The 21828-nt window shown below is 73.6% G+C and carries 20 protein-coding genes and 1 pseudogene; 10 read left to right on the top strand and 11 right to left on the bottom strand.

The genetic code is table 11. The features are described 5' to 3' along the window. Window positions 1–93: 93 nt before the first annotated feature. From GGQ83_RS11190 to GGQ83_RS11175, 4 genes are all read right to left on the bottom strand, one after another. The gene (locus GGQ83_RS11190; RefSeq protein ID WP_184383944.1) at window positions 94–1971 is read right to left on the bottom strand and encodes a ribonucleoside-diphosphate reductase subunit alpha; all 1878 of its coding nucleotides are present in this window, start codon (window positions 1969–1971) and stop codon (window positions 94–96) included. A gap of 462 nt (window positions 1972–2433) precedes the next feature. Continuing rightward, window positions 2434–2910 (bottom strand): thermonuclease family protein, encoded by a 477-nt coding sequence (locus GGQ83_RS11185; RefSeq protein ID WP_184383942.1) that lies wholly within the window; start codon window positions 2908–2910, stop codon window positions 2434–2436. 140 nt (window positions 2911–3050) lie between these two features. Further along, window positions 3051–4277 carry a CYTH and CHAD domain-containing protein gene (locus tag GGQ83_RS11180; protein WP_184383940.1) on the bottom strand — a complete coding sequence of 409 codons (1227 nt, stop codon included), beginning with the start codon at window positions 4275–4277 and terminating at the stop codon, window positions 3051–3053. 161 nt (window positions 4278–4438) lie between these two features. After that, complete coding sequence (locus tag GGQ83_RS11175; RefSeq protein ID WP_184383938.1) at window positions 4439–4972, bottom strand: SixA phosphatase family protein; 534 nt, start codon at window positions 4970–4972, stop codon at window positions 4439–4441. A 113-nt stretch (window positions 4973–5085) separates the two neighbouring features. Here GGQ83_RS11175 and GGQ83_RS11170 point away from each other — a divergent pair, with 113 nt between their 5' ends. The 5 genes and pseudogenes from GGQ83_RS11170 to GGQ83_RS20145 all read left to right on the top strand — a co-directional run bounded on the left by GGQ83_RS11170 (window position 5086) and on the right by GGQ83_RS20145 (window position 9208). Beyond that, the gene (locus tag GGQ83_RS11170) at window positions 5086–5814 is read left to right on the top strand and encodes an SDR family NAD(P)-dependent oxidoreductase (RefSeq protein WP_184383936.1); all 729 of its coding nucleotides are present in this window, start codon (window positions 5086–5088) and stop codon (window positions 5812–5814) included. 9 nt (window positions 5815–5823) lie between these two features. After that, window positions 5824–6447, top strand: coding sequence for a DUF6134 family protein (locus GGQ83_RS11165; RefSeq protein ID WP_184383935.1), 624 nt, complete (start codon window positions 5824–5826; stop codon window positions 6445–6447). Next, window positions 6444–7982, top strand: a complete 1539-nt coding sequence (locus GGQ83_RS11160; protein WP_184383933.1) for a cryptochrome/photolyase family protein — start codon at window positions 6444–6446, stop codon at window positions 7980–7982. Before GGQ83_RS11165 ends, GGQ83_RS11160 begins: the two co-directional genes overlap by 4 nt. Window positions 7983–8032: 50 nt before the next feature. Beyond that, entirely contained in the window at window positions 8033–8803 is a 771-nt protein-coding gene (locus GGQ83_RS11155) for a creatininase family protein (protein WP_184383931.1), read from the top strand. Beyond that, window positions 8804–9208: pseudogene (locus GGQ83_RS20145) on the top strand (VOC family protein). Between the two features lie 25 nt (window positions 9209–9233). Here GGQ83_RS20145 and GGQ83_RS11140 read toward each other — a convergent pair. Next, a complete protein-coding gene (locus GGQ83_RS11140; protein ID WP_184383927.1) occupies window positions 9234–10217 on the bottom strand; it encodes a Bug family tripartite tricarboxylate transporter substrate binding protein in 984 nt (327 codons plus the stop codon). A 158-nt stretch (window positions 10218–10375) separates the two neighbouring features. On the opposite strand from GGQ83_RS11140, the gene GGQ83_RS11135 reads away from it, so the two are divergent. Both GGQ83_RS11135 and GGQ83_RS11130 read left to right on the top strand, forming a co-directional pair. Continuing rightward, window positions 10376–11104 carry a CBS domain-containing protein gene (locus GGQ83_RS11135; protein WP_242535071.1) on the top strand — a complete coding sequence of 243 codons (729 nt, stop codon included), beginning with the start codon at window positions 10376–10378 and terminating at the stop codon, window positions 11102–11104. A gap of 19 nt (window positions 11105–11123) precedes the next feature. Beyond that, a complete protein-coding gene (locus tag GGQ83_RS11130) occupies window positions 11124–11804 on the top strand; it encodes a CBS domain-containing protein (protein WP_184383926.1) in 681 nt (226 codons plus the stop codon). Window positions 11805–11972: 168 nt separating this feature from the next. On the opposite strand, the gene GGQ83_RS11125 is transcribed toward GGQ83_RS11130, so the two are convergent. Beyond that, the gene (locus GGQ83_RS11125; protein WP_184383924.1) at window positions 11973–12698 is read right to left on the bottom strand and encodes an aspartate/glutamate racemase family protein; all 726 of its coding nucleotides are present in this window, start codon (window positions 12696–12698) and stop codon (window positions 11973–11975) included. Between the two features lie 55 nt (window positions 12699–12753). Here GGQ83_RS11125 and GGQ83_RS11120 point away from each other — a divergent pair, with 55 nt between their 5' ends. The 3 genes from GGQ83_RS11120 to GGQ83_RS11110 are packed head-to-tail and all read left to right on the top strand — an operon-like array spanning window position 12754 to window position 15931. Then, window positions 12754–14370 carry a methyl-accepting chemotaxis protein gene (locus GGQ83_RS11120; protein WP_184383922.1) on the top strand — a complete coding sequence of 539 codons (1617 nt, stop codon included), beginning with the start codon at window positions 12754–12756 and terminating at the stop codon, window positions 14368–14370. A gap of 11 nt (window positions 14371–14381) precedes the next feature. Then, window positions 14382–15533 (top strand): PP2C family protein-serine/threonine phosphatase, encoded by a 1152-nt coding sequence (locus GGQ83_RS11115; protein ID WP_242535069.1) that lies wholly within the window; start codon window positions 14382–14384, stop codon window positions 15531–15533. A 47-nt stretch (window positions 15534–15580) separates the two neighbouring features. Continuing rightward, complete coding sequence (locus GGQ83_RS11110; RefSeq protein ID WP_184383918.1) at window positions 15581–15931, top strand: HPF/RaiA family ribosome-associated protein; 351 nt, start codon at window positions 15581–15583, stop codon at window positions 15929–15931. Between the two features lie 158 nt (window positions 15932–16089). Here GGQ83_RS11110 and GGQ83_RS11105 read toward each other — a convergent pair whose 3' ends face one another. Genes GGQ83_RS11105 through GGQ83_RS11085 form a run of 5 tightly spaced genes read right to left on the bottom strand, consistent with a single transcriptional unit; the run spans window position 16090 to window position 21826 of the window. Further along, entirely contained in the window at window positions 16090–18447 is a 2358-nt protein-coding gene (locus GGQ83_RS11105; RefSeq protein WP_184383916.1) for a chemotaxis protein CheA, read from the bottom strand. Further along, complete coding sequence (locus GGQ83_RS11100) at window positions 18447–19106, bottom strand: response regulator (protein WP_184383914.1); 660 nt, start codon at window positions 19104–19106, stop codon at window positions 18447–18449. The genes GGQ83_RS11105 and GGQ83_RS11100 overlap by 1 nt, the downstream gene beginning before the upstream one ends. After that, window positions 19103–20119: a chemotaxis protein CheB gene (locus GGQ83_RS11095; RefSeq protein ID WP_184383912.1), complete on the bottom strand. Its 1017-nt coding sequence runs from the start codon at window positions 20117–20119 to the stop codon at window positions 19103–19105. Before GGQ83_RS11095 ends, GGQ83_RS11100 begins: the two co-directional genes overlap by 4 nt. Further along, the gene (locus GGQ83_RS11090) at window positions 20116–21069 is read right to left on the bottom strand and encodes a chemotaxis protein CheW (RefSeq protein WP_184383911.1); all 954 of its coding nucleotides are present in this window, start codon (window positions 21067–21069) and stop codon (window positions 20116–20118) included. The genes GGQ83_RS11095 and GGQ83_RS11090 overlap by 4 nt, the downstream gene beginning before the upstream one ends. Then, a complete protein-coding gene (locus GGQ83_RS11085; RefSeq protein WP_184383909.1) occupies window positions 21062–21826 on the bottom strand; it encodes a CheR family methyltransferase in 765 nt (254 codons plus the stop codon). The genes GGQ83_RS11090 and GGQ83_RS11085 overlap by 8 nt, the downstream gene beginning before the upstream one ends. Between the last annotated feature and the right edge of the window lie 2 nt (window positions 21827–21828).

Here is a 21828-nt window from a genome sequence, read left to right as displayed (position 1 = left end):
TTGGCTGATCTATGGTCAAACTGGCGCGCTACAAGAAACCCGAAGGTGCAGGAAACTAAGTTTCCTGCCGGGGAGCGTGAGGGGCAGCGCCCCTCACTGGCACGCCAGACACTCCTCATAATCCGTCGTGCTCGTCCCCTTGGCCGCGATCGGCTGGTCCACCGCGATCGCCACCGCCTTCTCGCTGACGGCATCGGCCCGCTGGATGGACAGCGAACGGCAGTAGTAAAGCGACTTCACCCCCCGCTTCCACGCCATCCAATGCAGCCCGTGCAGGTCACGCTTGTGGATGTTCGCCGGCAGGAACAGGTTCAGCGACTGCGCCTGGCAGATATAGGGCGTGCGGTCCGCCGCATGTTCGATCACCCAGCGCTGGTCCAGCTCGAAGGCCGTCTTGAACACGCCCTTCTCATCTTCGCTCAGGAAGTCGAGGTGCTGCACCGAGCCCTTGTTGACCGTGATGGTCGTCCAGGTGTCCGCATCATCCCGCCCATGCCGCGCCAGCACCTTCTTCAGATATGGGTTGCGGACGATGTAGCTGCCGGACAGCGTCTTGTGGTTGTACACATTGGCCGCGATCGGCTCGATCCCGGGCGAGGCACCCCCGCAGATGATGGAGATGGACGCCGTGGGCGCGATCGCCATCTTGTTCGAGAACCGCTCCTGGAAGCCATACTCGGCCGCATCCGGGCAGGCGCCGCGCTCCTCGGCCAGCAGGCGAGAGGCCGCATCCGCCTGGGTGCGGATGTGCTTGAACATCTTCTTGTTCCAGGCCTTCGCCACCGCGCTCTCGAAGGGCACTTCCTTCAGCTGCAGGAAGGAGTGGAAGCCCATGACACCGAGGCCCACCGAACGCTCGCGCATCGCGGAATAGCGGGCCTTGGCCATGCTGTCCGGCGCGGTGTCAATGAAGTTCTGCAGCACGTTGTCCAGGAAGCGCATCACGTCGGTGATGAACAGCGGGTCCTTGTTCCACGCGTCCCAGGTCTCGAGGTTGAGCGAGGAGAGGCAGCACACCGCCGTCCGCTGCTCGCCATGCTGGTCGAGGCCGGTGGGCAAGGTGATCTCGGAACACAGGTTGGAGGTCTTCACCTCCAGCCCCGCCAGCTTGTGGTGCTCGGGCCGCGCCGAATTCACGTGGTCGGCATAGATGATGTAGGGCTCGCCCGTCTCGATGCGCGCCGTCAGGATGCGGATCCACAGCCCCCGCGCCGAAACGGTGCGGACGATCGCGCCATCCTTGGGCGAGGTCAGCGCCCAGGCCTCATCGGCCTCGACCGCACGCATGAAGGCGTCGCTGATCAGGATGCCGTGGTGCAGGTTCAGCGCCTTGCGGTTCGGATCGCCGCCGGTGGGCCGGCGGATCTCGACGAATTCCTCGATCTCGGGGTGGTGCACCGGCAGATAGACCGCCGCCGAACCGCGCCGCAGCGAACCCTGGCTGATGGCCAGCGTCAGGCTGTCCATGACCCGGATGAAGGGGACGATGCCCGAGGTCTTGCCGTTCTGCCCCACCTTCTCGCCGAGCGAACGCAGGTTGCCCCAGTAGGAGCCGATGCCGCCACCCTTGGACGCCAGCCAGACATTCTCGTTCCAGAGCCCCACAATGGATTCGAGACTGTCGCTGGCTTCGTTCAGGAAGCAGGAGATGGGCAGCCCGCGCGTCGTCCCCCCATTGGACAGCACGGGCGTCGCGGGCATGAACCACAGCCGCGAGATGTAGTCGTAGAGGCGCTGCGCGTGCGCCGCGTCGTCGCCATAGGCCGAGGCCACGCGGGCGAAGAGGTCCTGGTAGCTCTCGCCCGGCAGGAGGTAGCGGTCATCGAGCGTGGCACGGCCGAAATCGGTCAGCAGCGCATCGCGCGACCGGTCCACCTGCACCTGGTGGTGCCCCTGCAATTGTACGGCGTCGAACACGGTAGGCACCCCCTCTGCTACGGCCGGCGAACATGCCCCAACTCGCTTCGGCATTCAACCACATCTAGCGGCCAAGGTCGCGCCGGATACCAGATCATGTGTGACCCCCGCGCCACAAGCGGCGGTTTTCCGCGCCTTGCGGGCGCCAGAATTGGTGTCTCGCCGGGCGGCTGCAACCGTCGCTTGTGGCATGGCAGGGGCGCGGACCGGGGGGAAGGGGGTGCCAGAAGATACCCCCGGGATTCACCGAATCCCCAGAAAACCGCGCGGGACTCGTGAAGGCGGAAACCAGCGCCTGATCCGCGGAGGCGAAATCGCCGGAGCGGTGAATCAGTCGCTCAAGACCAGCGCCTGATCCGCGCAGGCGGAATCGCCGGAGCGGTGAATCAGTCGCTCAAGACCAGCGCCTGATCCGCGCAGGCGGAAGCGCCGGAGCGGTGAATCAGCCGCTCAAGACCAGCGCCTGATCCGCGCAGGCGGAATCGCCGGAGCGGTGAATCAGTCGCCCAAACGCCGCTATCGGCCGGAGCGCCAATGCGCGGGCGGGGTGAAGCCCCCGGCCCAGAGCCCGTTTTGCCGGGCGCGCGCCGCGGCCTCCAGCGGCACCAGGGCCGGCTGGCGGGAGCCATCGGCCAGCGCCCAGCCGGCCGAAACGAGAGAGGCGTTCAGCTCCACCCCCTCGGCCTGGCAGACGCCCAGCGCGCGGCCGAAGCGGTCCCGCCCATGCAAGCGGCAGGTGACGGCGCGCTCGGCCACCAACTGCGCCAGGGCGGCCGCGGCGGCACCGCCGCAATCATAGGTCTGTCCGGCCGGGGTCACGCATTGCTGCCCGCGCTCGGGCGCATCGAGGCCATAGAGGCGCAAGGTGCGCTCGCCCAGGCGCAGCGTGTCGCCATCCAGCACGCGGACATCCGGGGCATCGGCCCGCCACTCAGGGTTGCGCGGGGCGGAGCCCATCAACTCCGCCGGGAGGCCAAAGCCCAGGATCAGCACGCCAAGCCCAGCGGCCCCCCCGAGGAGCAGGGCCTTTCCCCATCGGAATGGGGGGCGCGCGGGACGGAACAGGCGGCGGCGACGCATAGTCGGTCGTTACCCCGTGGGCAGGGACGCTGGCAACCCGGGAGATACGAAACTCATTCATTCTCATTCTCTACACGGGACCAGAACTGGCCGGCCTTTCGCAGGCGCGCCCAGGCCTCCAGCGCGGCCAGGCGGCTGCCCTCGGCCCGGCCCGCCGCGAAGCCCGAGACCGCGCCCAGCGCGAAGCCACCCGCGCCCTTGCCCTCCAGCCTTGCGGCCAGGTCGCGCGCCACCACGGCGTCATTGGCCAGCCCCAGCGCCTCCTGCAACGCGGCCAGGCGCCGGTTGAAACGGCGCGGTGCCTTGCCCGGCCAGATTGCGGCGAAGGGTTCGGCCGCATAGCGCAGCCGCTTGGCGTCGAGGCGCATCTCGTGCAGCGCCTCGGCGTCCAGCTCCTCCATCCGCGCGCCCGCCCGGCGCAGCCGCTTCCAGCGCTTGCGCAGCACCTCCGCCGCGAAGGGCCGCAGCGGTGCGTCGGGCGGCGAGGCCGGCCGCAGCGCCAGCAGCCCCACCCCGGACCAGAGGGCGCCGCGAAAGAGCGGGCCCTCCAGCAGGGCGGCGACCCGTTCATAGGCCAGGGCGCGTTCCCGCCCCGCCGCGGCCAGCATGCGCTTCATCCGCGGGTCGCGGTCCAGCGCCTGGAAGGCGGCCTCGCCCAACCCGCCCAGGAAGACATCCCAGTCGCGCGCCCCGCCCAGGATGGCGGCGGCCTCCTTCAGCCGCGCATCCCAGTCGCGCCATTCGGGTCCGTCCACCACGGGGCGGAAGATCCGCAGCAGGGAACGCAGGCGGCGCAGCGCCACGCGCGATTGATGGACGCCGCGCGGCCCCGCCTCCAGCCGGCAATGGGCGCTTTCGGCCAGCAGCACCTCCAGCAGATGGCCCAGCGCGGCGCGCAACGCCTCCTCGACGGTGCGGGCCTGGCCCAGGGCGGCGGGGCCGGCGCGGCGGGGGCGGGGCGCGCGGCCCTCGGCCAAGGCGAGGGCCAGCTCGTCGAGGCTCGCGCGCGCGGGCAGCAGGGGCAGGGTCTCGGCCAGGGTGGCGGCCTGCGACAGCACCTCGGCGGCCGGTCCCCCCAGCACGAGCCGGCCCACGCGGCGCGAGGCCTCGCCCGCGATGATCCGCCCCTCGATCCAGGTCACGCCGGGCAGGGGGGAGGTGGCGCGGCCGGTGAAGCGCGCGATCTCGGCCAGTTCGCCCTCGGGCTGGGCCTCCAGCGGCAGGGGGGCGGGCAGGGCGCCGGGCAAGAGGGTGGCGTCCTCGGGCGGCAGGGGCTCCACCGCGTGCAGCCGGCGTTGGCGGCGCAGCAGCAGGGGCGCGTCGTCATCACCGGCCGGGCGCAGCCAGGTCCAGCTCTCGCGCCGCCAGCGGGGCGGCGTCCCGGAGAGCAGCAGGGGGTGGCGGGGGAGGCTCTCGCCGCACTCCGCCTCAAGGCGCAGGCTCAGGCGGCCACCTCCGGCAGGTCGCGCGGGGCGAGGAAGCGCACCAGCCGCCCGCTGCCCTCGCCGACCTGCCCCCAGGGCGCGGCGAGTGTGAACTCCGCCAGCGCGCCGGTCGGGAAGCCCGCCGCCAGGCGCTGCGCGGCCGCACTGCCCATCGCCGCGCCGGCGGGGCCCAGCAGGGCCAGCGCCAGGTCGTGCAGGCCCGGATTGTGGCCGATCACCATGGCCGAGCGCGCGGTCTGCGGCAGCCGGCGCAGCACATCCAGCATGGCGGGCCAGGGGGCGAGGTAGAGGTCGTCCATCACCTCGATGATGGGCGGGCCTTCCAGCGGCTGCAGCGCCTCCAGCGTCTGCAGCGTGCGGCGCGCGGAGGAGACCAGCACCACATCCGGCGCCAGGCCGAGTTCGCGCATCTCGGCCGCCATGGCGTCGGCGGCCTTGCGCCCCCGCGTGTTCAGCGGCCGGGCGTGGTCGGTGAGCCGCGCGTCATCCCAGGAGGATTTGGCGTGGCGGAACAGCAGGAGCTGACGCATCGCCCGGCATCATGCCACGGCGTGGGCGCCCTGTCCCATCCCCCCTCGTGGCCGGGGTTTCGCAACCGGCAAGCCGCCCCATCTGTGCGGCCTTGCAAGGAAAGGGCAGGCATATGGCCGGACGCATCGTCATCCTGGGGGCGACGGGGGGTATCGGGGCGGCGCTGGCCCGGCGGGTGGCGGCGCGCGGGGCGACGCCCGTGCTGATGGCGCGCGACGCGGCGCGGCTGGAGGCGCTGGCCGCCGAAATCCCGGGCGCCGAGGCGCATGTGGTGGATGTGACCGACACCGCCGCGCTGAAATCCGCGATCACCGGCCTGGGCGGGCCTCTGGCGGGCCTCGCCTATTGCGTGGGCTCCATCCTGCTCAAGCCCGCGACGCGGGTGACCGAGGCCGACCTCGCCGACACCTACCGCCTCAACGTCATCGGGGCGGCCATGGCGGTGCAGGCCGCCATCCCGGCCTTGCAGGCGGGGAATGGCAGCGTCGTGCTGTTCAGCAGCGTGGCCGCGCGGGCGGGCTTCGCCAACCACCTGGCCATCGGCGCGGCCAAGGCGGCGGTGGAGGGGATGACCGTGTCGCTGGCCGCCGAACTCGCCCCCGCCGTGCGGGTGAACTGCATCGCGCCCAGCCTGACCCGGACCCGCATCGCCGAGCCCTTGACGCGCAACCCCGCCATGGCCGAAGCCATCGGCAAGCTGCACCCCATCCCGCGCCTCGGCGAGCCCGAGGACGTGGCCGCGCTCGCCGACCTGCTGCTCTCGCCTGATGCCGGCTGGATCACGGGCCAGGTCATCGGCGTGGATGGGGGGCGCGGCACCCTGCGGACCAAGACCGGCTGAGGCCTTTGCATGATCCTCCGACGCGCGCTTCCCTTGCTGCTTGCCGCCTCCCCTGGCACGGCCCTCTCCCAGGGCCGCGGCCTCCCGCCGCGCGAGGCCTATCGCTGGCGGGTGATGCGCCAGGGCAGCGCCATCGGCACCCACAACGTCACCTTCACCCAGCGGGGCGAGGAGGTGGTGGCGCTGTCGGACGTCACCATCACGCCCTCCTTCCTGGGCGTGGTCGTCTATCGGTATGAGCACCGCTACAGCGAGGTGACGCGGGGCGGGCGCTTCGTCTCCGTCGCCTCGCGCCTCAACCGCAATGGCACCATCATCGAGGTCGAGGCGCGCGCCGGCGCGAACGGCGTGGAGGTGCAGGGGCCGGAGGGCGCGCTGCGCCTGCCCAGCGGTTACGTCCCCCTCTCCTGGTGGGAGCCGCAGCGCTTCGGCGGCCAGGTGCCGCTCTTCGGCACCAGCACCGGCAGGCCCTTCGAGTTGCGCTGGGCGCGCGAGGCCCTGGCCGGCGGCGGCACACGCTGGCGCACCGCCGGCGAGATCGAGGCCGTGCTGGACTACACGGCCGAGGGCCGTTGGGTGGGCTATTCCGTGCGCGGCGATGACGGCGTGACCGTGAGCTACGCCCCCGCATGACGAAGGGCGCGCTGCGCCTGGTGCTCGGCGACCAGCTGAGCGAGGGGCTCTCCGCGCTGGAGGGGCTGGACGCGGCGCGCGACGTGGTGCTGATGCTCGAGGTGCGCGACGAATGCACCTACGTCCCGCACCACCCGCAGAAGATCGTCCTGATCCTTTCCGCCATGCGCCATTTCGCTGAGGCGCTCCGGGCGCGCGGCGTCACCGTGGATTACGTGGCGCTGGACGACCCGGCCAACACCCATTCCTTCACGAGCGAGGTCGCGCGCGCCGTCGCCCGCCACAAGCCCGAGGGGGTCATCGCCACCCACCCCGGCGAATGGCGCGTGCTGGAGGCGATGCGCGGCTGGGAAGATGCGCTGGGCGTCCCCGTGGAGATCCGCGACGACACCCGCTTCCTGGCCAGCCTGGAATTCTTCCGCCGCTGGGCGCACGGGAAGAAGGCGCTGCGCATGGAGTTCTTCTACCGCGAGATGCGCCGGGCCTCCGGCCTGCTGATGGAGGGCGACGCCCCCGCCGGCGGCGAATGGAACTTCGACGCCGAGAACCGCAAGCGCCTGCCGCGCGACGTCATTCCCCCGCCGCCGAAGCGTTTCCCGCCCGACGCCCTCACGCGCGAGGTCATGGCGCTGGTGGGCCGCGAATTTCCCCGCCATTTCGGCAGCCTGGACGGTTTCGCCTGGCCCGTGACGGCCGAGCAGGCGGGGCAGGCGCTGGACGCCTTCATCACCCAGCGCCTGCCCCGCTTCGGCGACTACCAGGACGCCATGGCCGAGGGCGAGGCGACGCTCTTCCACGCGCTGATCAGCACCAGCCTGAACCTCGGCCTCCTCGACCCCCGCGACGCCTGCGACGCGGCGGAGGCCTCGTATCGGCGCGGTGACGCCCCGCTCAACGCCGTGGAGGGCTTTGTCCGGCAGATCCTGGGCTGGCGGGAATATGTGCGCGGCCTCTACTGGCTGCGGATGCCGGGCTACGCGAAGCTGAACGCGCTGGAGGCCCGGCGCGCCTTGCCCGAATTCTACTGGACCGGGCAGAGCGGCATGCGCTGCATGGACGCGGCGCTGACCCAGACGCGCGACATGGCCTATGCCCATCATATCCAGCGCCTGATGGTGACCGGGAACTTCGCCCTGCTGGCCGGCGTGGCGCCGGACGCCATCAATGAATGGTATCTCGCCGTCTATGCCGATGCCTATGAATGGGTGGAGCTGCCCAACACGCACGGCATGGCCATCCATGCCGATGGGGGGGTGATGGCCTCCAAGCCCTATGCGGCCTCCGGCGCCTACATCAACCGCATGAGCGACCATTGCGGCAAATGCCGCTTCGACGTGAAGGGCAGCACGGGCGAGGGGGCCTGCCCCTTCAACTATCTCTACTGGGACTTCATCGCGCGGCACGAGCGCCGCTTCGCGTCCAACCCGCGCATGTCCATGCCGCTGGCCAATCTGCGGAAGATGGAGGGGGCGAAGCTCCAGGCCATGCAGGCCGAGGCGAAGCGCTTCCTGGACAAGCACGCGCCCCTGCCTTGACCCGGCGGCCCGCGCGCGGAACCCTCGCGCGGACAACCGGAGAATAGCAGATGCCCCGCGCCCTCGAATGGATGAAGCTCACCGCCGCCGAGGTGCAGCAGGCGGCCGCCGAGAACGCGCTGGTCATCGTGCCGGTCGCATCGCTGGAGCAGCACGGCCCGCATCTCTGCACCGGCACGGACATCATCCTGGGCGGCAATGTCGCGCTGGAGACGGCCAAGCGCCTTGAGGCCGGCGGCATGCCCGTCATCGTCACCCCCGTGGTCTGGACCGGCCTGGCCGAACACCACATGGCCTTCGGCGGCACCGTGACGCTGGATTCCAGCGTCTTCCAGGCATTGCTGCACGGGGTGGTGGGCAGCGTCGCCCGCCACGGCTTCCAGCGCGTGATGCTGATGAACGGCCATGGCGGCAATGCCGAGGCCATCGGCACCGCCGCCACCGAACTCGCGGTGGAATTCGGCATCCGGGTGGCCGGCGCCACCTACTGGCACATGGTGCCCGAGGCCATCGCGCCCCTGCTGGAAGCCCAACCCACGCTGATGCATGCCTGCGAGGCCGAGACCTCCATGGTGTGGCACCTCATGCCCGAGGGCGTGCGCCCCGACCGCCTGCCCGAAGCGGTGGGCCCGAAGTCCAGCCGCGTGGAAGGCCAGCCTCCCGGCCTGCTGATGCGCCGCTCCTTCCGCGAGATCAGCGAGACGGGCGTGGTGGGCGATGCCCGCACCGCCAGCGCCGAGAAGGGCGCGAAGCTGCTCGATGCCATCGCCACCCGCGCGGCCGAGGTGCTGGCCAACCCGCGGCTCTGGGGCGAGGAATAGCTGGCCGACACCATAACGCCGCCCGCCATCGAAAGGCTCGGCCACACCATCCTCCTGTGCCGCGACCTGCCGGGGACGCGGGCCTTCTATCAGGACATCCTGGGCCTTCCCCTGGCGGAGGACCGGGAGAACTGGGTCAGCTTCCGCCTGGGCGAGACCCTGCTCACCCTGCGCCCGCGGGGCGTCTGGTCCGTCTGCGACGACGGGCCATAGCCGCCCGGCTCGGCCGCCATACAGCTGGCATTCCAGGTGACGGTGGCCGCCGTGGATGCGTGGCACCGCCTGCTGGAAGCCCGTGGCGTTCCCATCCTCCGGGCGCCCACGGACCTGCCGCAGTGGCGGCACCGGACGCTGTTCTTCCGTGACCCGGAGGACAACATCATCGAGCTCTACGCCGAATACTGAGCGCGCCGTCGCGTCGCGGCAGGGCCTACCCCACCACGATCCCCTCCGCCCGCGCCATCGCCACCCAATGGTCGCGGAAACTCGCCACGAAGCGCGTGAACTCCGCGCCCAGCGGCGCGGGGCTGCGCGGTGTCGAGGCGAATTCCGTGAGCCGCTGTTGCACCAGCGGCTGCGCCGCCGCCCCCGGTATGGCCGCGATGATGCGCTCCGCGATGGCGCCTGGCAGGTTGCGCGGCGCGCTGATGCCGATCCATTGCGTGTGCGTCGCCTGCCCGATGCCAAGCTCGGCCAGCGTGGGCGCATCGGGGAAGGCCGCCACCCGCGCCTCGCTGGAGACCGCCAGCAGCCGCAGCGAGCCGTCGCGCAGCTGCGGCACCAGCGTGGTGATGGGCGCGTTCAGCGCCTCGATCTGCCCCGCCATCAGGTCCTGCAGCGCGGGCGTGGTGCCGCGATAGGGGATGTGGTCGAGCTGCGTGGCCCCGCTCGCGCGCTGCACCACGGCGCCCATGATGTGCTCGGCCGAACCCACGCCCGAGGAGCCATAGCGCACGGGCCGCGTCTTCGCCGCCTCCAGCATCTCGCGCATGCCGCGATAGGGCGAGCGCCCCAGCACCACCGTCACCGTCGGCGCCTCGGCCAGCAGGCCCAGATGGGTGAAGTCCGCCACCGGATCATAGGGGATGCTCGGCAGCACCCCCGGCGCGAAGCCGAAGGGGATGGCGTGGGAGACGGCGAGCGTGAAGCCATCGGGCGCCGCCTTGGCCACCGCATCGGCGCCCAGCGTGCCGGAGGCACCGGTGCGGTTCTCGACCACCAGCGAGGTGCCCAGCGCCTCGCCCAGCGGCCCGGCGAAGAGGCGGCCGATGGCATCGGCCAGCCCGCCCGCCGGAAAACCCGCGATGAATCGGATGGGCTGGCGGTTGGGCCAGGCCGGTTGCGCGGCGGCGGCGGCGGGCAGCAGGGCGGGCAGGGCGAGAAGCCCGCGGCGCGACAGGGGGAAAGATTGCATGGGGATTGGGCTCCGTGATCGGCACATGCCCAAGGCGCGGGCGGAAAACCCCACCTGCGCCGTGGCTTGCCGCGAGTTCAGCAAGCGTCGTGCCGCGCCGCCCCACCTGTCGCGCGGATTGATCCCACGCAATGATGCCGGCACCCCGCCGGGCTTGAATGGCGGCAAGCAGAATCGAGGAGATCGCCATGCGCGCCGAGGACATCATGACGCGGGAGGTGGTGACCGTCCGCCCCGAGACCCCCGTGGGCGAACTGGCCCGCCTCTTCTCCGACCGCGGCATTTCCGGCGCGCCGGTGGTGGACGCCGAGGGCACCCTGCTCGGCGTCGTCACCGAGACGGACCTGATGCGCCGCATCGCCGCCCCCACCGATGCGAAGCCCGGCTGGCTGGGCGGGTTGTTCCATGACCCGGCCGACCTCGCCCGCCGCTACGCCCGCAGCCATGGCCGCACCGCCCAGGACGTGATGACGCCCGAGCCCATGACGCTGGGCCCCGATGTTCCCATCGCCCGCGTGGCCAAGCTGCTGGAGGAGAAGGACATCCGCCGCGTGCCCATCGTGGCGGCCGGGCGGCTGCTGGGCGTCGTCAGCCGCGCGGACCTGTTGAAGGCCGTGCTGGACGCGCCCGCGCCCGAAGCGCCGCCCGAGGCCGCGGACGACGCCGCCATCCGCGCCGAGCTCGCCCGCCGGCTGCGTCAGCAGCCCTGGGTGGACCGCCACTTCCTGCATGCCAGCGTGCGGCACGGCCACGTCACCTTCTCGGGCTTCGCCCGCAGCCCCGCCGTGGTGCAGGGGCTGCGCGCGCTGGCCGAAGGGGTGCCGGGCGTGCGCGAGGTCAGCCTTGACCTCGCGCCGCCGCCGCCCTTCATGCTGGGCATGCCGTGATCCCGAAAGGTTGAGGACAATGCAGGTCAAGGACGTCATGTCGCGCGGGGTGCTGACCGTAGCCCCCGAGACGCCCATCCAGGAGGTCGCCGCCCAGTTGTCGGAGGCGCATGTCTCGGGCGCCCCGGTGGTGGCGGCCGATGGCTCCGTGCTGGGCGTGGTCACGGAAAGCGACCTGGCGCACCGCCTGGCCGCCAAGGCGGCCCCCGCGCCCAGCTGGCTGCAAAGCCTGTTCTCGGCGGCCCCGGCCGAGGCGCTGGACTATGCCAAGACGCGCGGCCGCACGGCGCGCGACATCATGACCGCGCCGCTGAAATCCGTCTCGGAGGAGACCAGCATCGAGGAGGCGGCCCAGACCCTCGAATCGCTGAACATCCGCCGCCTGCCGGTGCTGCGCGACGGGCGGCTGGTGGGCATGCTCAGCCGCGCCGACCTGCTGCGCGCACTGCTGACGCCCGATTCGCCCGGCCCCGCCAGCGTGGATGACCGCGACCTGCGTGCCGCCATCATCCGCGCCCTGAACCAGGCGGCGTGGTCGCACGCCTATTCGGTGCATTTCACCGTGCGCGCGGGCCATGTCACCTTCTACGGCTTCGCCGAGCCCACGGAGGTGCAGCGGGCGCTGCGCGTCCTGGCCGAGGGCGTGCCGGGGGTGAAGGGCGTGAGCTTCCCGGGCGAACCCGCGCCGGCCAAGGAGTAGCCCTGGCCGGGATGGCGCTTCACCGCGATGGCAAAGCCGCCATCGCGGATCGCACCACCTTGCCGAGAGGGCGATTCACCCCGATGGCGAGGCCGCCATCGCGGATCGCACCACCTTGCCGAGAGGGCGATTCACCGCGATGGCCAAGCCGCCATCGCGGATCGCACTCTACCCGCCGTAAAGCCGGCCCAGCCCCTCCGGATAGCCCGAGAGGGGCCGGGCGCGGACCGCGCGCCGGGCGGGCGCCATGCCCGCCAGCGCGGCCGCTAGCCGCACACCCGCCACCGTGCCATCCACCAGCGGCACTGAAACCTCCGGCTGGAGCGTGGCGGCGACGCCGGCCAGCGGCCCGCCGGCCAGAATGACCACCTCCGCGCCATCCTCTTCCACGCTGGCCCGCACCAGCTCCAGCAGCAGGCCGCGGCGTTCCTCGGCCACCTGGCCCGGGTCGCCCGCGAAGGCCGGGCCCATGCGGAAGCCGGCGCAGCGCGCGGCGAGGCCCGAACGCTCCAGGCAATCCTCGAACATGGGCCGCAGGGCGGCGGTGAAGCTCACGATGCCGAAGCGCCGTCCCAGCAGGCAGGCGGCGTGGAAGGCGGCCTCGCTGATGCCGATGACGGGCACGTCGAACATCTCCCGCGCCGCCTCGACGCCCGGATCGCCGAAGCAGGCCACCACGGCGGCGTCGAAACCGCCCCGGTGGGCCGCCAACCCGGCAAGGGTCGCCGGCCCGGCCACGAGCCAATCCGCGCGCGTCACGATCAAGGGAAGCCCGAAAGGCGCGGTGATGGTGGTGACCTCCGCCCCCGGCGGCGTCGCGGCGGCGGCGGCCTCGGCGATGCGCCGCGTCACCCCCTCGGTGGTGTTGCTGTTGATGACCAGGATGCGCGCCACGGGGGGTTCCTTGTGCTGTGGCCCGGAGGGGCGGAATGGGGATAGGCTACCCCCCATGGCACCGGACACCCAGGCCCCCATCCCACAGCAGGCCGCCCCGTCGCGGGAGGCGGCGCCGCGCGGCCGCTTCATGGGGCGCATCGGCACGCGCGCGGCCGGCATCGTGCTGCTGATCTTCGCGGTGCTGCTCTATCTCGCGGGCAGTTCGCTGCTGCTGCTGTCACGCCAGGGCGAGATCATCGAACTCATGGGCGTGCGCGACCGCGTGGCGACCGAGGCGGTGGACGACTTCTCCAACGACGTCGCCGAATACGCCCAGGCCTTCGCCGCCGTCATGGCCGGCGCCCTGCCGCCCGGCGTCACCGCGGGCCGCATGGTCCGCAACGCGGAGGGCATCTCGGAATCCTTCGCCCTGCTGGATGAGCTGGTGGGGGCGCGGCTGGACAGCGTGGTGATCGAGGCCGCGCGCGACATGGCCGCCCGCCTGCCGGACCTGTCGGACCGCGTGCGCGACGCCTTCATGGCCCGCGCGCGTGACCAGTACGGGCCGCTGCAGGAGGAATGGCTCGACATCGTGGTGGCCTTCAACGCCGTCTCGGCCCGGGCGCGCGAGATCAGCAAGGCCGATGCCGATGCCTCGCTGGCCACCGCGCGCGGCATCCAGGAATCCGGCCGCCGCGCCATCCTGATCGCGACCGGCGTGGGCATGCTGGGCGTGCTGCTGGTCTGGGTGGTGCTGGTGCGGCTGACGGCCCAGCCGCTGGAACGCCTGGCCCGCGCCATGCAGGCCCTGGCACGCGGCGATGCCGGCGTGCGCGTGCCCGAGGCCGGCCGCCCCGACCAGGTCGGCGAGATGGCGCGCGCCGTGGAGGTGTTCAAGCAGAACCTCGCCAACACCCAGCGGCTGATGGACCAGGCGCTGGAAGGCGCGCGGCGCACCGCCGTGGTTACCACCCAGGCCAGCCAGGCCATCGGCCAGGTGAGCGAGGGCGCCATGACGCAGCTCGCGGAATTGCGCCAGGTCTCCGACGCCCTCTCCCAGACTGCCGACGCCATCGCCGAGGTGGGGCGCGGCACCCAGCAGGCCCGCGACACGGCGGCCGAGGCCCGCGCCCTGCTCGCCGAGAACCTGAAGAAGGTGCGCCTGCTGATCGAGACCGTGGATGCGGTGGGCGAGGACACGGAGCGTGTCACGCGCATCGCGGGCGTCATCGCCAAGATCGCGACCCAGACGAACATCCTCGCCATCAACGCCGCCATCGAGGCCGCCCGCGCGGGCGAGCACGGGCGGGGCCTCGCGGTGGTGGCCGAGGAGGTGCGGGCGCTGGCCGCCAATTCCGAGGCCCTGGCGCAGGAAATCGCGGATGTGGTGCTGCTCGCCGGCCGCCGCGCGCGCGAGGGCGCGGGCACGGCCGCCGCCGTGGGCGAGGCGATGGACGGGCTGGAGACGCTCTCCAGCGAGAGTGCCAGGCTGGCCGCCGGCATCGCGGTGGCCATGGAGGAGCAGCAGGCCACCATGGCCTCGCTCGACACCCGCGTGGCGACGCTCACGCGCATCGGCCAGTCCAATGCGACGGCCGCGGAGGAAATCACCGTGACCATGATCGACCTGTCCCGCCTCGCCAGCGAATCCCGCGCGGCGGTGGAGAGCATGGCGGCCCGCCCCGCATGACAACAACGGGCATGAGCACCTCCATCCTGGTCGTGGACGACAGCAGCTTCAACCGGCTGCTGCTGAAGCGCCGCCTGTCCGAACTGGGCTATCCGGAGCCCGAGATGGCGGTGGACGGGCGCGAGGCGCTGGCGGCCATCGCGGCGCGGCGCTTCGACGTGATGCTGCTCGACCTCGAGATGCCCGAGCTGGACGGCATCGGCGTGCTGGAGGCGCTGCACGGCCAGCCCCATGCGCCCCCCGTGATCGTGATCTCGGCGCAGACCGAGATGTCGGGCGTGATCCGCTGCATCGAGCTGGGCGCGGAGGACTACCTCCCCAAATCCTTCGACCCGCCGCTGCTGCGCGCGCGCCTGGCCGCCGTGCTGGAGAAGAAGCGCCTGCGCGACCTGGCCGATGAGCGGCTGGCGGCGCTGGAGGCGGAACTCGAATCCGCCCGCCGCGCGCAGCTTTCATTGGTGCCGCGCGACTTCGCGGGGCTTTCGCGCGGCGCCATCACGGTGGCGGCGCATATGGAGCCGGCGCGGGAGGTGGGGGGCGACCTCTACGACATCCTGCCGCTCGGCCAGCACCACTTGATGTTCGTGGTGGCGGATGTGGCGGGGAAGGGGGCCTCGGCCGGCATGACCATGGCCAGGGCGTTCGGCCTGCTGCGCGCGGCGGCCCGGCTGGCGGATGCCGCGGGCACGCTGCCGGACCCGGGCGCGCTGCTGGCCACCGCCAATGAGGACCTCGCCGCCGACAACGAGGACATGACCTTCATCACCGCCGCACTCGGCATTGTGGACACGCGCGATGGTTCGGGGCGCATCGCGGTGGCGGGGCATGAGGCGCCGCTGCTGCTGGGCCCGGCCGGCGTCGAGACCCTGGGCGGTTGGCGCATCCAGCCGGCACTCGGCATCATCGAGGGCTTGGCCTATGCCAGCGCGCCCTTCGCGCTGGCCCCCGGCCAGGGGCTGCTGCTGCTGAGCGATGGCGTGACCGAGGCGCAGGACCACGCGGGCGCGCTGTTCGGCAAGGAACGCGTGGTGGCGGCGCTGGCGGGACAGGCCGAGCCCGCCCCCGCCATCGCCACGCTGCTGGCGGCCGTGGCGGGGTTCGTGGACGGGGCGCCGGCTGCCGATGACGTGACGGTCCTGGCGCTGCGCCGCGCCGCAACCTGACGCCCCCCGGCGCGCTGTTCCCCCAGACAGTTTGAAGAGGGAAACGCGTGCAGATCCAGGTGAACACGGACGACAATATCTCCGGCCGCGAGACGCTGGTGGCCCGGGTGCAGGAAGATGTGGAGCAGGGCCTGGCCCGTTTCGCCCAGCAGGTGACGCGCATCGAGGTGCATCTGAGCGACGAGAACGCCGCCAAGCCCGGCGACAGCGACAAGCGCTGCCTGATGGAAGCCCGGCCCTCCGGCCAGAAGCCCGTGGCCGTGACGCATATGGCGGCGACGCTGCCCGAAGCCTGGGCGGGAGCCATCAAGAAGCTGCGCGCGCTGCTGGACACGCAACTGGGCAAGCTGAACGAGAAGAAGGGCGCGGAATCCATCCGGGATAATGATCTGAGGTAGCCCCGCCCGATCGTCGCCGGCGCAGCCGGCGGCGTGAATCGGCCGGGCGGTCCAGCGTCCGATCGTCGCCGGCGCAGCCGGCGGCGTGAATCGGCCGGACAGACAGCGTCCGATCGTCGCCGGCGCAGCCGGCGGCGTGAATCGGCCGCCCAGAAAGCCTACAGCCCGTCCGGCTCCAGCAGCAGCACCGCCTCGCCATTGCCGAGCACGCCCACGCCGCCCACGCCCGGCGTGGCCGCAAGCTCCGGGTGCAGCGGCTTCAGCAACAGGTCCGTCCGCCGCCCCAGCCGCGCCACGGCCAGGGACAGCCGCCCCCCCGGCCGGCGCAGCACCACCACCGCGCCAGGCCGCGCGGGCGGCAGGCGCAAGACGGTCTCCAGCGCCAGGGGCGCGGCATCGGCCGCGCATTCCTCCGGGCGCAGCACCGCCTCGACGCGCCCCGCCGGCAATGCGTAGGAATGGCCTCCCGCTTCCACCAGCAGCACGGGCTGGATGGCGGCGTTGAGCGGCACGTCCAGCGTGAAGCGGGTGCCCTGGCCTTGGGTGCTCTCCACCCGCACCACGCCCCCCGCGCGCCGCGCCGCTTCCTGCACCACGTCGAGGCCCACGCCGCGGCCCGAGGTCTCGCTCACCGCCTCGCGCGTGGAGAAGCCGGGCAGGAAGAGCAGCGCATGGATATCGGCCGGCGCCAGCCGTGCGGCGGCGTCCGGCGAGAGCAGGCCACGGTCCACCGCGCGCGCCAGGACCAGCGCCTCGTCAATGCCGCGCCCGTCATCGGCCAGGCTGACGCGCAGCCTTCCGGGCAGGCGTTCCGCGCTCAAAACAAGCTGCGCGGTGGCGGGCTTGCCGGCCGACATGCGCTCGGCGGGGGGTTCCACGCCATGATCGGCGGCGTTGCGGATCAGATGCAGCAGGGGGTCGGCCAACGCATCGGCCAGCGCGCGGTCCAGCTGCACATCCTCGCCCTCCACCACCAGGGCGGCCTGCTTGCCCCCGGCCTCGGCGGCGGCGCGCAAGGCGCGGGGCAGGCGGGTGGCCAGCGTGGCGAAGGGCACGACGCGCAGTGCCAGCACCGCCTCATCCAGTTGGCCGAGCGTCAGGGAGACGCGGCTGGCCGCGCGTTCGGCGGCCCCCGTCGCGGCGCGCAGCCGCTCCAGCGGCCCCGCGATGCGCGCGGCGAAGGCCGGCGGAAGGCGGCCCTGCAAGGCGCCCAGCTCCGCCAGGGCCGCGCGCGCCTCGGGTGCGGCCAGCGCCTCGGTCAGCGCCAGCGAGGCTGAGCGCAGCTCCGTCTCCAGCGCGATGACGGCATCGATCCGGTCCTGCCGCACGCGCATGGTGGGGGCGGGGGGCGGGGCGTCGGCGGGGGCGAGATGCGCCAGCGCCACGCCTTCGGGGTCGGTCTCGGCGCGCAGGGCCGCGATCTCGCCGGCCGGCAGGGCGCTGGCCAGGAAGATGTCCATGGCCTCGGGCGGGCCGGCGCTGGCCAGCACCTCGCCGGTCCGGGCGAGGAAGGGGGCGGCCAGGGATTCCGCGGCGGCGAGCGGCCCCAGGCGCAGCCGCCAGATGCGCTGCCCCCCGGCCATGGCGGCGGCGGCGCGCGCATGGGCCGAGGGCGGCAGCACGGCGGCCAGCCCCGGCGTCAGCGGCGGCGGCGGGGGCGCCAGCGCGCCCTCCAGCGGCCGCCCGGCGGTGAGCGCCGCCTCCAGCCCCGCGGGCCGGGGCAGGCCGCGCAGCGCGAGGTCCTGCACCTGCCGGCCGAGCGTCTCGGCCCCCTCCATCCCATAGGCGAGGGCGGCATCGGCATAGTCGCGCGCGGCCTCGGCCAGTTCCGCCTCCGTGGCCGCGCGCAGCGGGTCCGGGTCGGGCGGGTCGGGCCAGGCGATGGCGGCGCCCGCGGGCAGGCCGGTATTCGCCTCCAGCAGAAGCAACGCCGCGCGCAACCGGCCGAAGGCGGCGGCGGAGCCGGGGGCGGCGCGCAGCAGCATGGCCAGGCGCGGCAGCCCCGCGCCCTCGGCGGCCTCGGCCAGGCCGGGCAGGGCCTCGCCCCGCGCCAGGGTCGGCACCTCCTGCGCGAGCCGCGCGGCGAGGCTGAGGCGCAGTGGCGAGGCGCCCGCCACGGGCGCGGCGGAGATGGCGGGGTGCGCGGCCTCCGGCCGGCCCTCGGCCAGTGCCGCCAGCCGCGCCAGAAGCTCCGGCGGCGGCGGCGCATCGGCCTGGCGCTCCAGCAGTGCCGCGCGCTGGACCCGCAGCGCGTCCACCGCCGCCAGCAGCGCGTCGCGCGCCGGCGCGTCCAGCGCCATGCGCCCGGCCCGAACCAGCCCCAGCACATCCTCGGCACGATGGGCCAGCGCGCCCATGCCCTGCGCGCCAAGGGCCGCGGACATGCCCTTCAGGCTGTGCATGGCGCGGAACAGCACATCCACCGGCGCGCTGCCGTCCAGCCCCAGTTCGAGCGTGTCCAGGTGCTCCGCCGTCTCGGCGGCGAATTCCTGCCAGAGCGGGTCGTCGGCTTCCATCAGCGCTCCAGTGCGGCGCGGGCGGCGCGCAGGATGGCCTCGCCCGACCGCGCGGCGAGGTCGGGCGAGAGCGCGCCCGAGGGCTTGGCCACCGCCGCCCGCGCCCCGCGCCGCAGTGCCTCCAGCGCCGCCGGGCTGCCCGGATGGGCGGCGGAGGACACCACCACCACCTCGCCCGGCCCCGCCAGCGCCCATTCGGCCAGGAAGCCCATGCCGTCCAGCACGGGCATCTCGAGGTCGAGCAGCGTCAGGTCCGGCCGCAGCCGCGCCAGTTCGGCGAGACCCGCGCGCCCGTCCATGGCCTCGCCCACCACGGTGAAGAGGGGGTCGGTGGCCAGGATCTCGCGCAGCAGGCGGCGGATGGTGGCGCTGTCATCCACGATCAGCACGCGCGCTGTGGTGTCAGGTGAGTCCCCGGGCGCGTCGCCAGAGGCCAGCGCGGCCAGCACGGGGGCGGCGGCGCGCAACGCCTCCAGCGCCTCCTCGCCCTCCAGCGCGGAGAGGGCCGCACTGAGCGGCGCCATCTCCAGTGCCTCGGCCATGGCGAGAAGCTGCGCCACATGCCGCCGCGCGGCCGTGAGGTCGGGGGCGGCGGCCAGCGCGGCGCAGCCGGCGGCGAATTCCTCCTGGAAGGCGGCGAGAAGCTCGGGGTCGGTCATGCCGGCCACCAGCCGCGCAGCAGCGCGCCAAGGGCCTGGGGCGGCAGCGCCTCCGCGCCCGCCACACGGGCGGCGGCGGCGCGCGGCATGCCCGGCACCACGGCGCTTTCGGCCGACTGCACCAGCACGCGTCCGCCGATCGCGGCCAGCGCCTCGGCCCCCGCCGCGCCATCCTCGCCCATGCCGGTCAGCACCACCGCGGCCGCTGGCAGGCCCGAGGTGGCGGCGGAACGGAACAGCAGATCGGCCGAGGGATGCACCACGCCACCGCCGGGGGCCAGGCGCAGCCGCAGCCCGTCGCCCGCGCGCAGCACCACGCCATCCTCCGGCAGCAGCAGCGCCTCGCCGCCGCGCAAGGCCTCCTCCGGCCCTGCCGCGCGCACAGGCCAGCCCGCGCGTTGGGCGAGCTGGGCGGCGAGTTCCGGCGCCAGGCCGCGCGGCATGTGCTGGGCGATCACCATGGGCACGGGCAGCGGGCCCGAGGCCGCCAGCAGCGCGGCCAGCGCCTCCGGCCCGCCGGTCGAGGCCGCGACCAGCACCAGCGGCGGCGGCGCCCCCAGCGCTGCCCGCGCGGGCGTGGCACCCGGCCGCCCCACCTGCGCCCGCGCCCGTGCCCAATGCCGCAGCCGGTCGCGCAGGGCGCGGTCGAGATGGCCGAGGTCGAGCCCGCCCAGCCCCGTCTCCTTGCTGATGTAGTCCGCCGCGCCCGCGGCCAGGGCTTCCAGCGCGGCCGGGCTGGCGTCCTGGGTGTGCTGGCTGACCATGACCACGGCGGGCGGGGCGTCGAGCGCCATGATGCGCCGCGTGGCCTCGATGCCCGACAGCACGGGCATTTCCACATCCATCGCCACGAGTTCGGGGCGGAGGCGGCGCACGGCCTCGACGCCGGCCTCGCCATCCGCGGCCTCGCCCACCACGCTGAGGTCGCCATCGGCCTCGATGATGCGGCGCAGCGCCATGCGCATGAAGGCGCTGTCGTCCACCACGACCACACGGAGGGGGGCGGCGTTCATGCCGCCAGCGCCGTGGGGGAGAGCAGCATCAGGTTCTCCCCCTGCACCCGGGCAAGGCCCGTGACGAGGCCTTCGCCGGTCCCCAGCGGGGTGATGTCGGCGGCCGGGACGCGCCGCACCCCCTCGATGGCCGAAACCGCCACCAGGCATTCGCGGGCCAGCGCCAGGCGGATCATGGGCGTGGCGGTGCCATGGGCGGCGGGGGCGGCGCCCAGGCGCAGCCCGGCATCGCGCACCGGCAGCAACTCCCCCCGGTGCGGCGCCACGAAACCGCTGCCACCCGGGCCGCCGCCACCGGGCAGGGATTGCGCGCGGACGGGGGCAAGCACGGCCCGCACGGCCTCGGCCGGCAGGGCGGCGCGCAGCCCGCCCGCGCGGAACAGCACCAGATGGCGTTCGGGGATGGTGCGGCTGGTGGCCTCTTCCAACGCGGGGGGTGCCAGCGCCAGCGCCGCCCGCGCCTCGGGGCCGTCCAGCCATGCCTCGAACTGCCGCAGCGCGGGCACGGCGGGCCCGGCCGCGATGCGCGCGGCGGGCAAGCCGAGCCGCCGCCCCTGCCAGCGCAGCGCCAGCAACCAGGCGGGCGCCTCCTCCGCGCCGCCGCCGCCCGCGAGAGCAAGGCTGTCCAGCACCAGGATGGGCGCGCCGCCGGCCAGCGCCAGCCCGCGCACCCAAGGGGGCGCGCCGGGCAGGGGCAGCAGCTCGGGCATGGGGTGGATGTGCTCGGCGAGCGCGGAGGGCAGGGCCAGCGCCACGCCGGAGAGGCTGAGATGCAGCGCCTCCAGCCCCGTGCCACGGCGGCGCGCGGCGGCGGGCGGCGCGGCTTCGGGCCGGGGCGCGGCCTCTGCGGGCAGGGGGCGGGGCGGGGCCGAGACGGGCTCGGCCGTGCCGCCGCCCAGCGCGCACCAGCCGCCGCCCGGCAAAGGCAGCAGGGGGGCGGGCTCAACCATGGAGGAGGTTCTCGTCCAGATGCGCCATGCCCGGCGGGTGGCGGTCGGTGGGGCCGAGGCCCAGCACGCCGCCGGGCGCCAGCGCGGCCGCGAGCCGCGCCAGCAGCCCCGCGCGTGCCTCCTCCGTCAGGTAGATCAGCACGTTGCGGCAGAAGATCACGTCGAACCCGCCGGGGACGCCGAGGCCCGCATGCAGGTTGGCGCGGCGGAAGCGCGTGCGTGCGCGCAGGGCGGGCGAGGGGTGGCCCCCCGCGAAATCCGGCAGCAGGTCAGGCGGCACCAGGGCCAGCGGGTCGCCCAGGCCGGGTTCCAGCCGGCCGGATTGCGCGCGGGCCAAAGCGGGGCGGCAGAGGTCGAGGCCCAGCACCTCCACGGGCCAGTCGGGCGCGGCGGCGCGGGCCAGGGCGGCGAGGGTGAAGGCCTCCTCGCCCGAGGCGCAGCCGGCCGAGAGCAGGCGCAGCGCCCGCCCCTCGGCGCGGGCCCGCGCGGCGAGGCCGGGCAGCAGGGCGCCGAGGGCCGCGCATTGCGTGGGGATGCGGAACAGCCGCGTCTCCTGCACCGTCACCGCATCGAGCAGCGCGGCCCAGGCCGGGTGGTCATGGTCCTCGGGGGAATTGGCACAGGCGGGCAGCAGCGCCGAGGCGGCCGCGAGCCGCCCCGCCAGCACGGGTGAGGGCGCCAGCCCCGCGATGCGTCCGAGCGCCCCCATCACGCCCTCCGCCAGGTCGCCATCGGCCAGGCGGGCGGGCGCGGACATGG

Origin of the sequence: Roseococcus suduntuyensis (genome assembly GCF_014196305.1) — a bacterium.
GTDB lineage: Bacteria > Pseudomonadota > Alphaproteobacteria > Acetobacterales > Acetobacteraceae > Roseococcus > Roseococcus suduntuyensis.
Note: the sequence above shows the minus strand (reverse complement) of the source record. Positions and strands in the feature narration are given on the sequence as shown.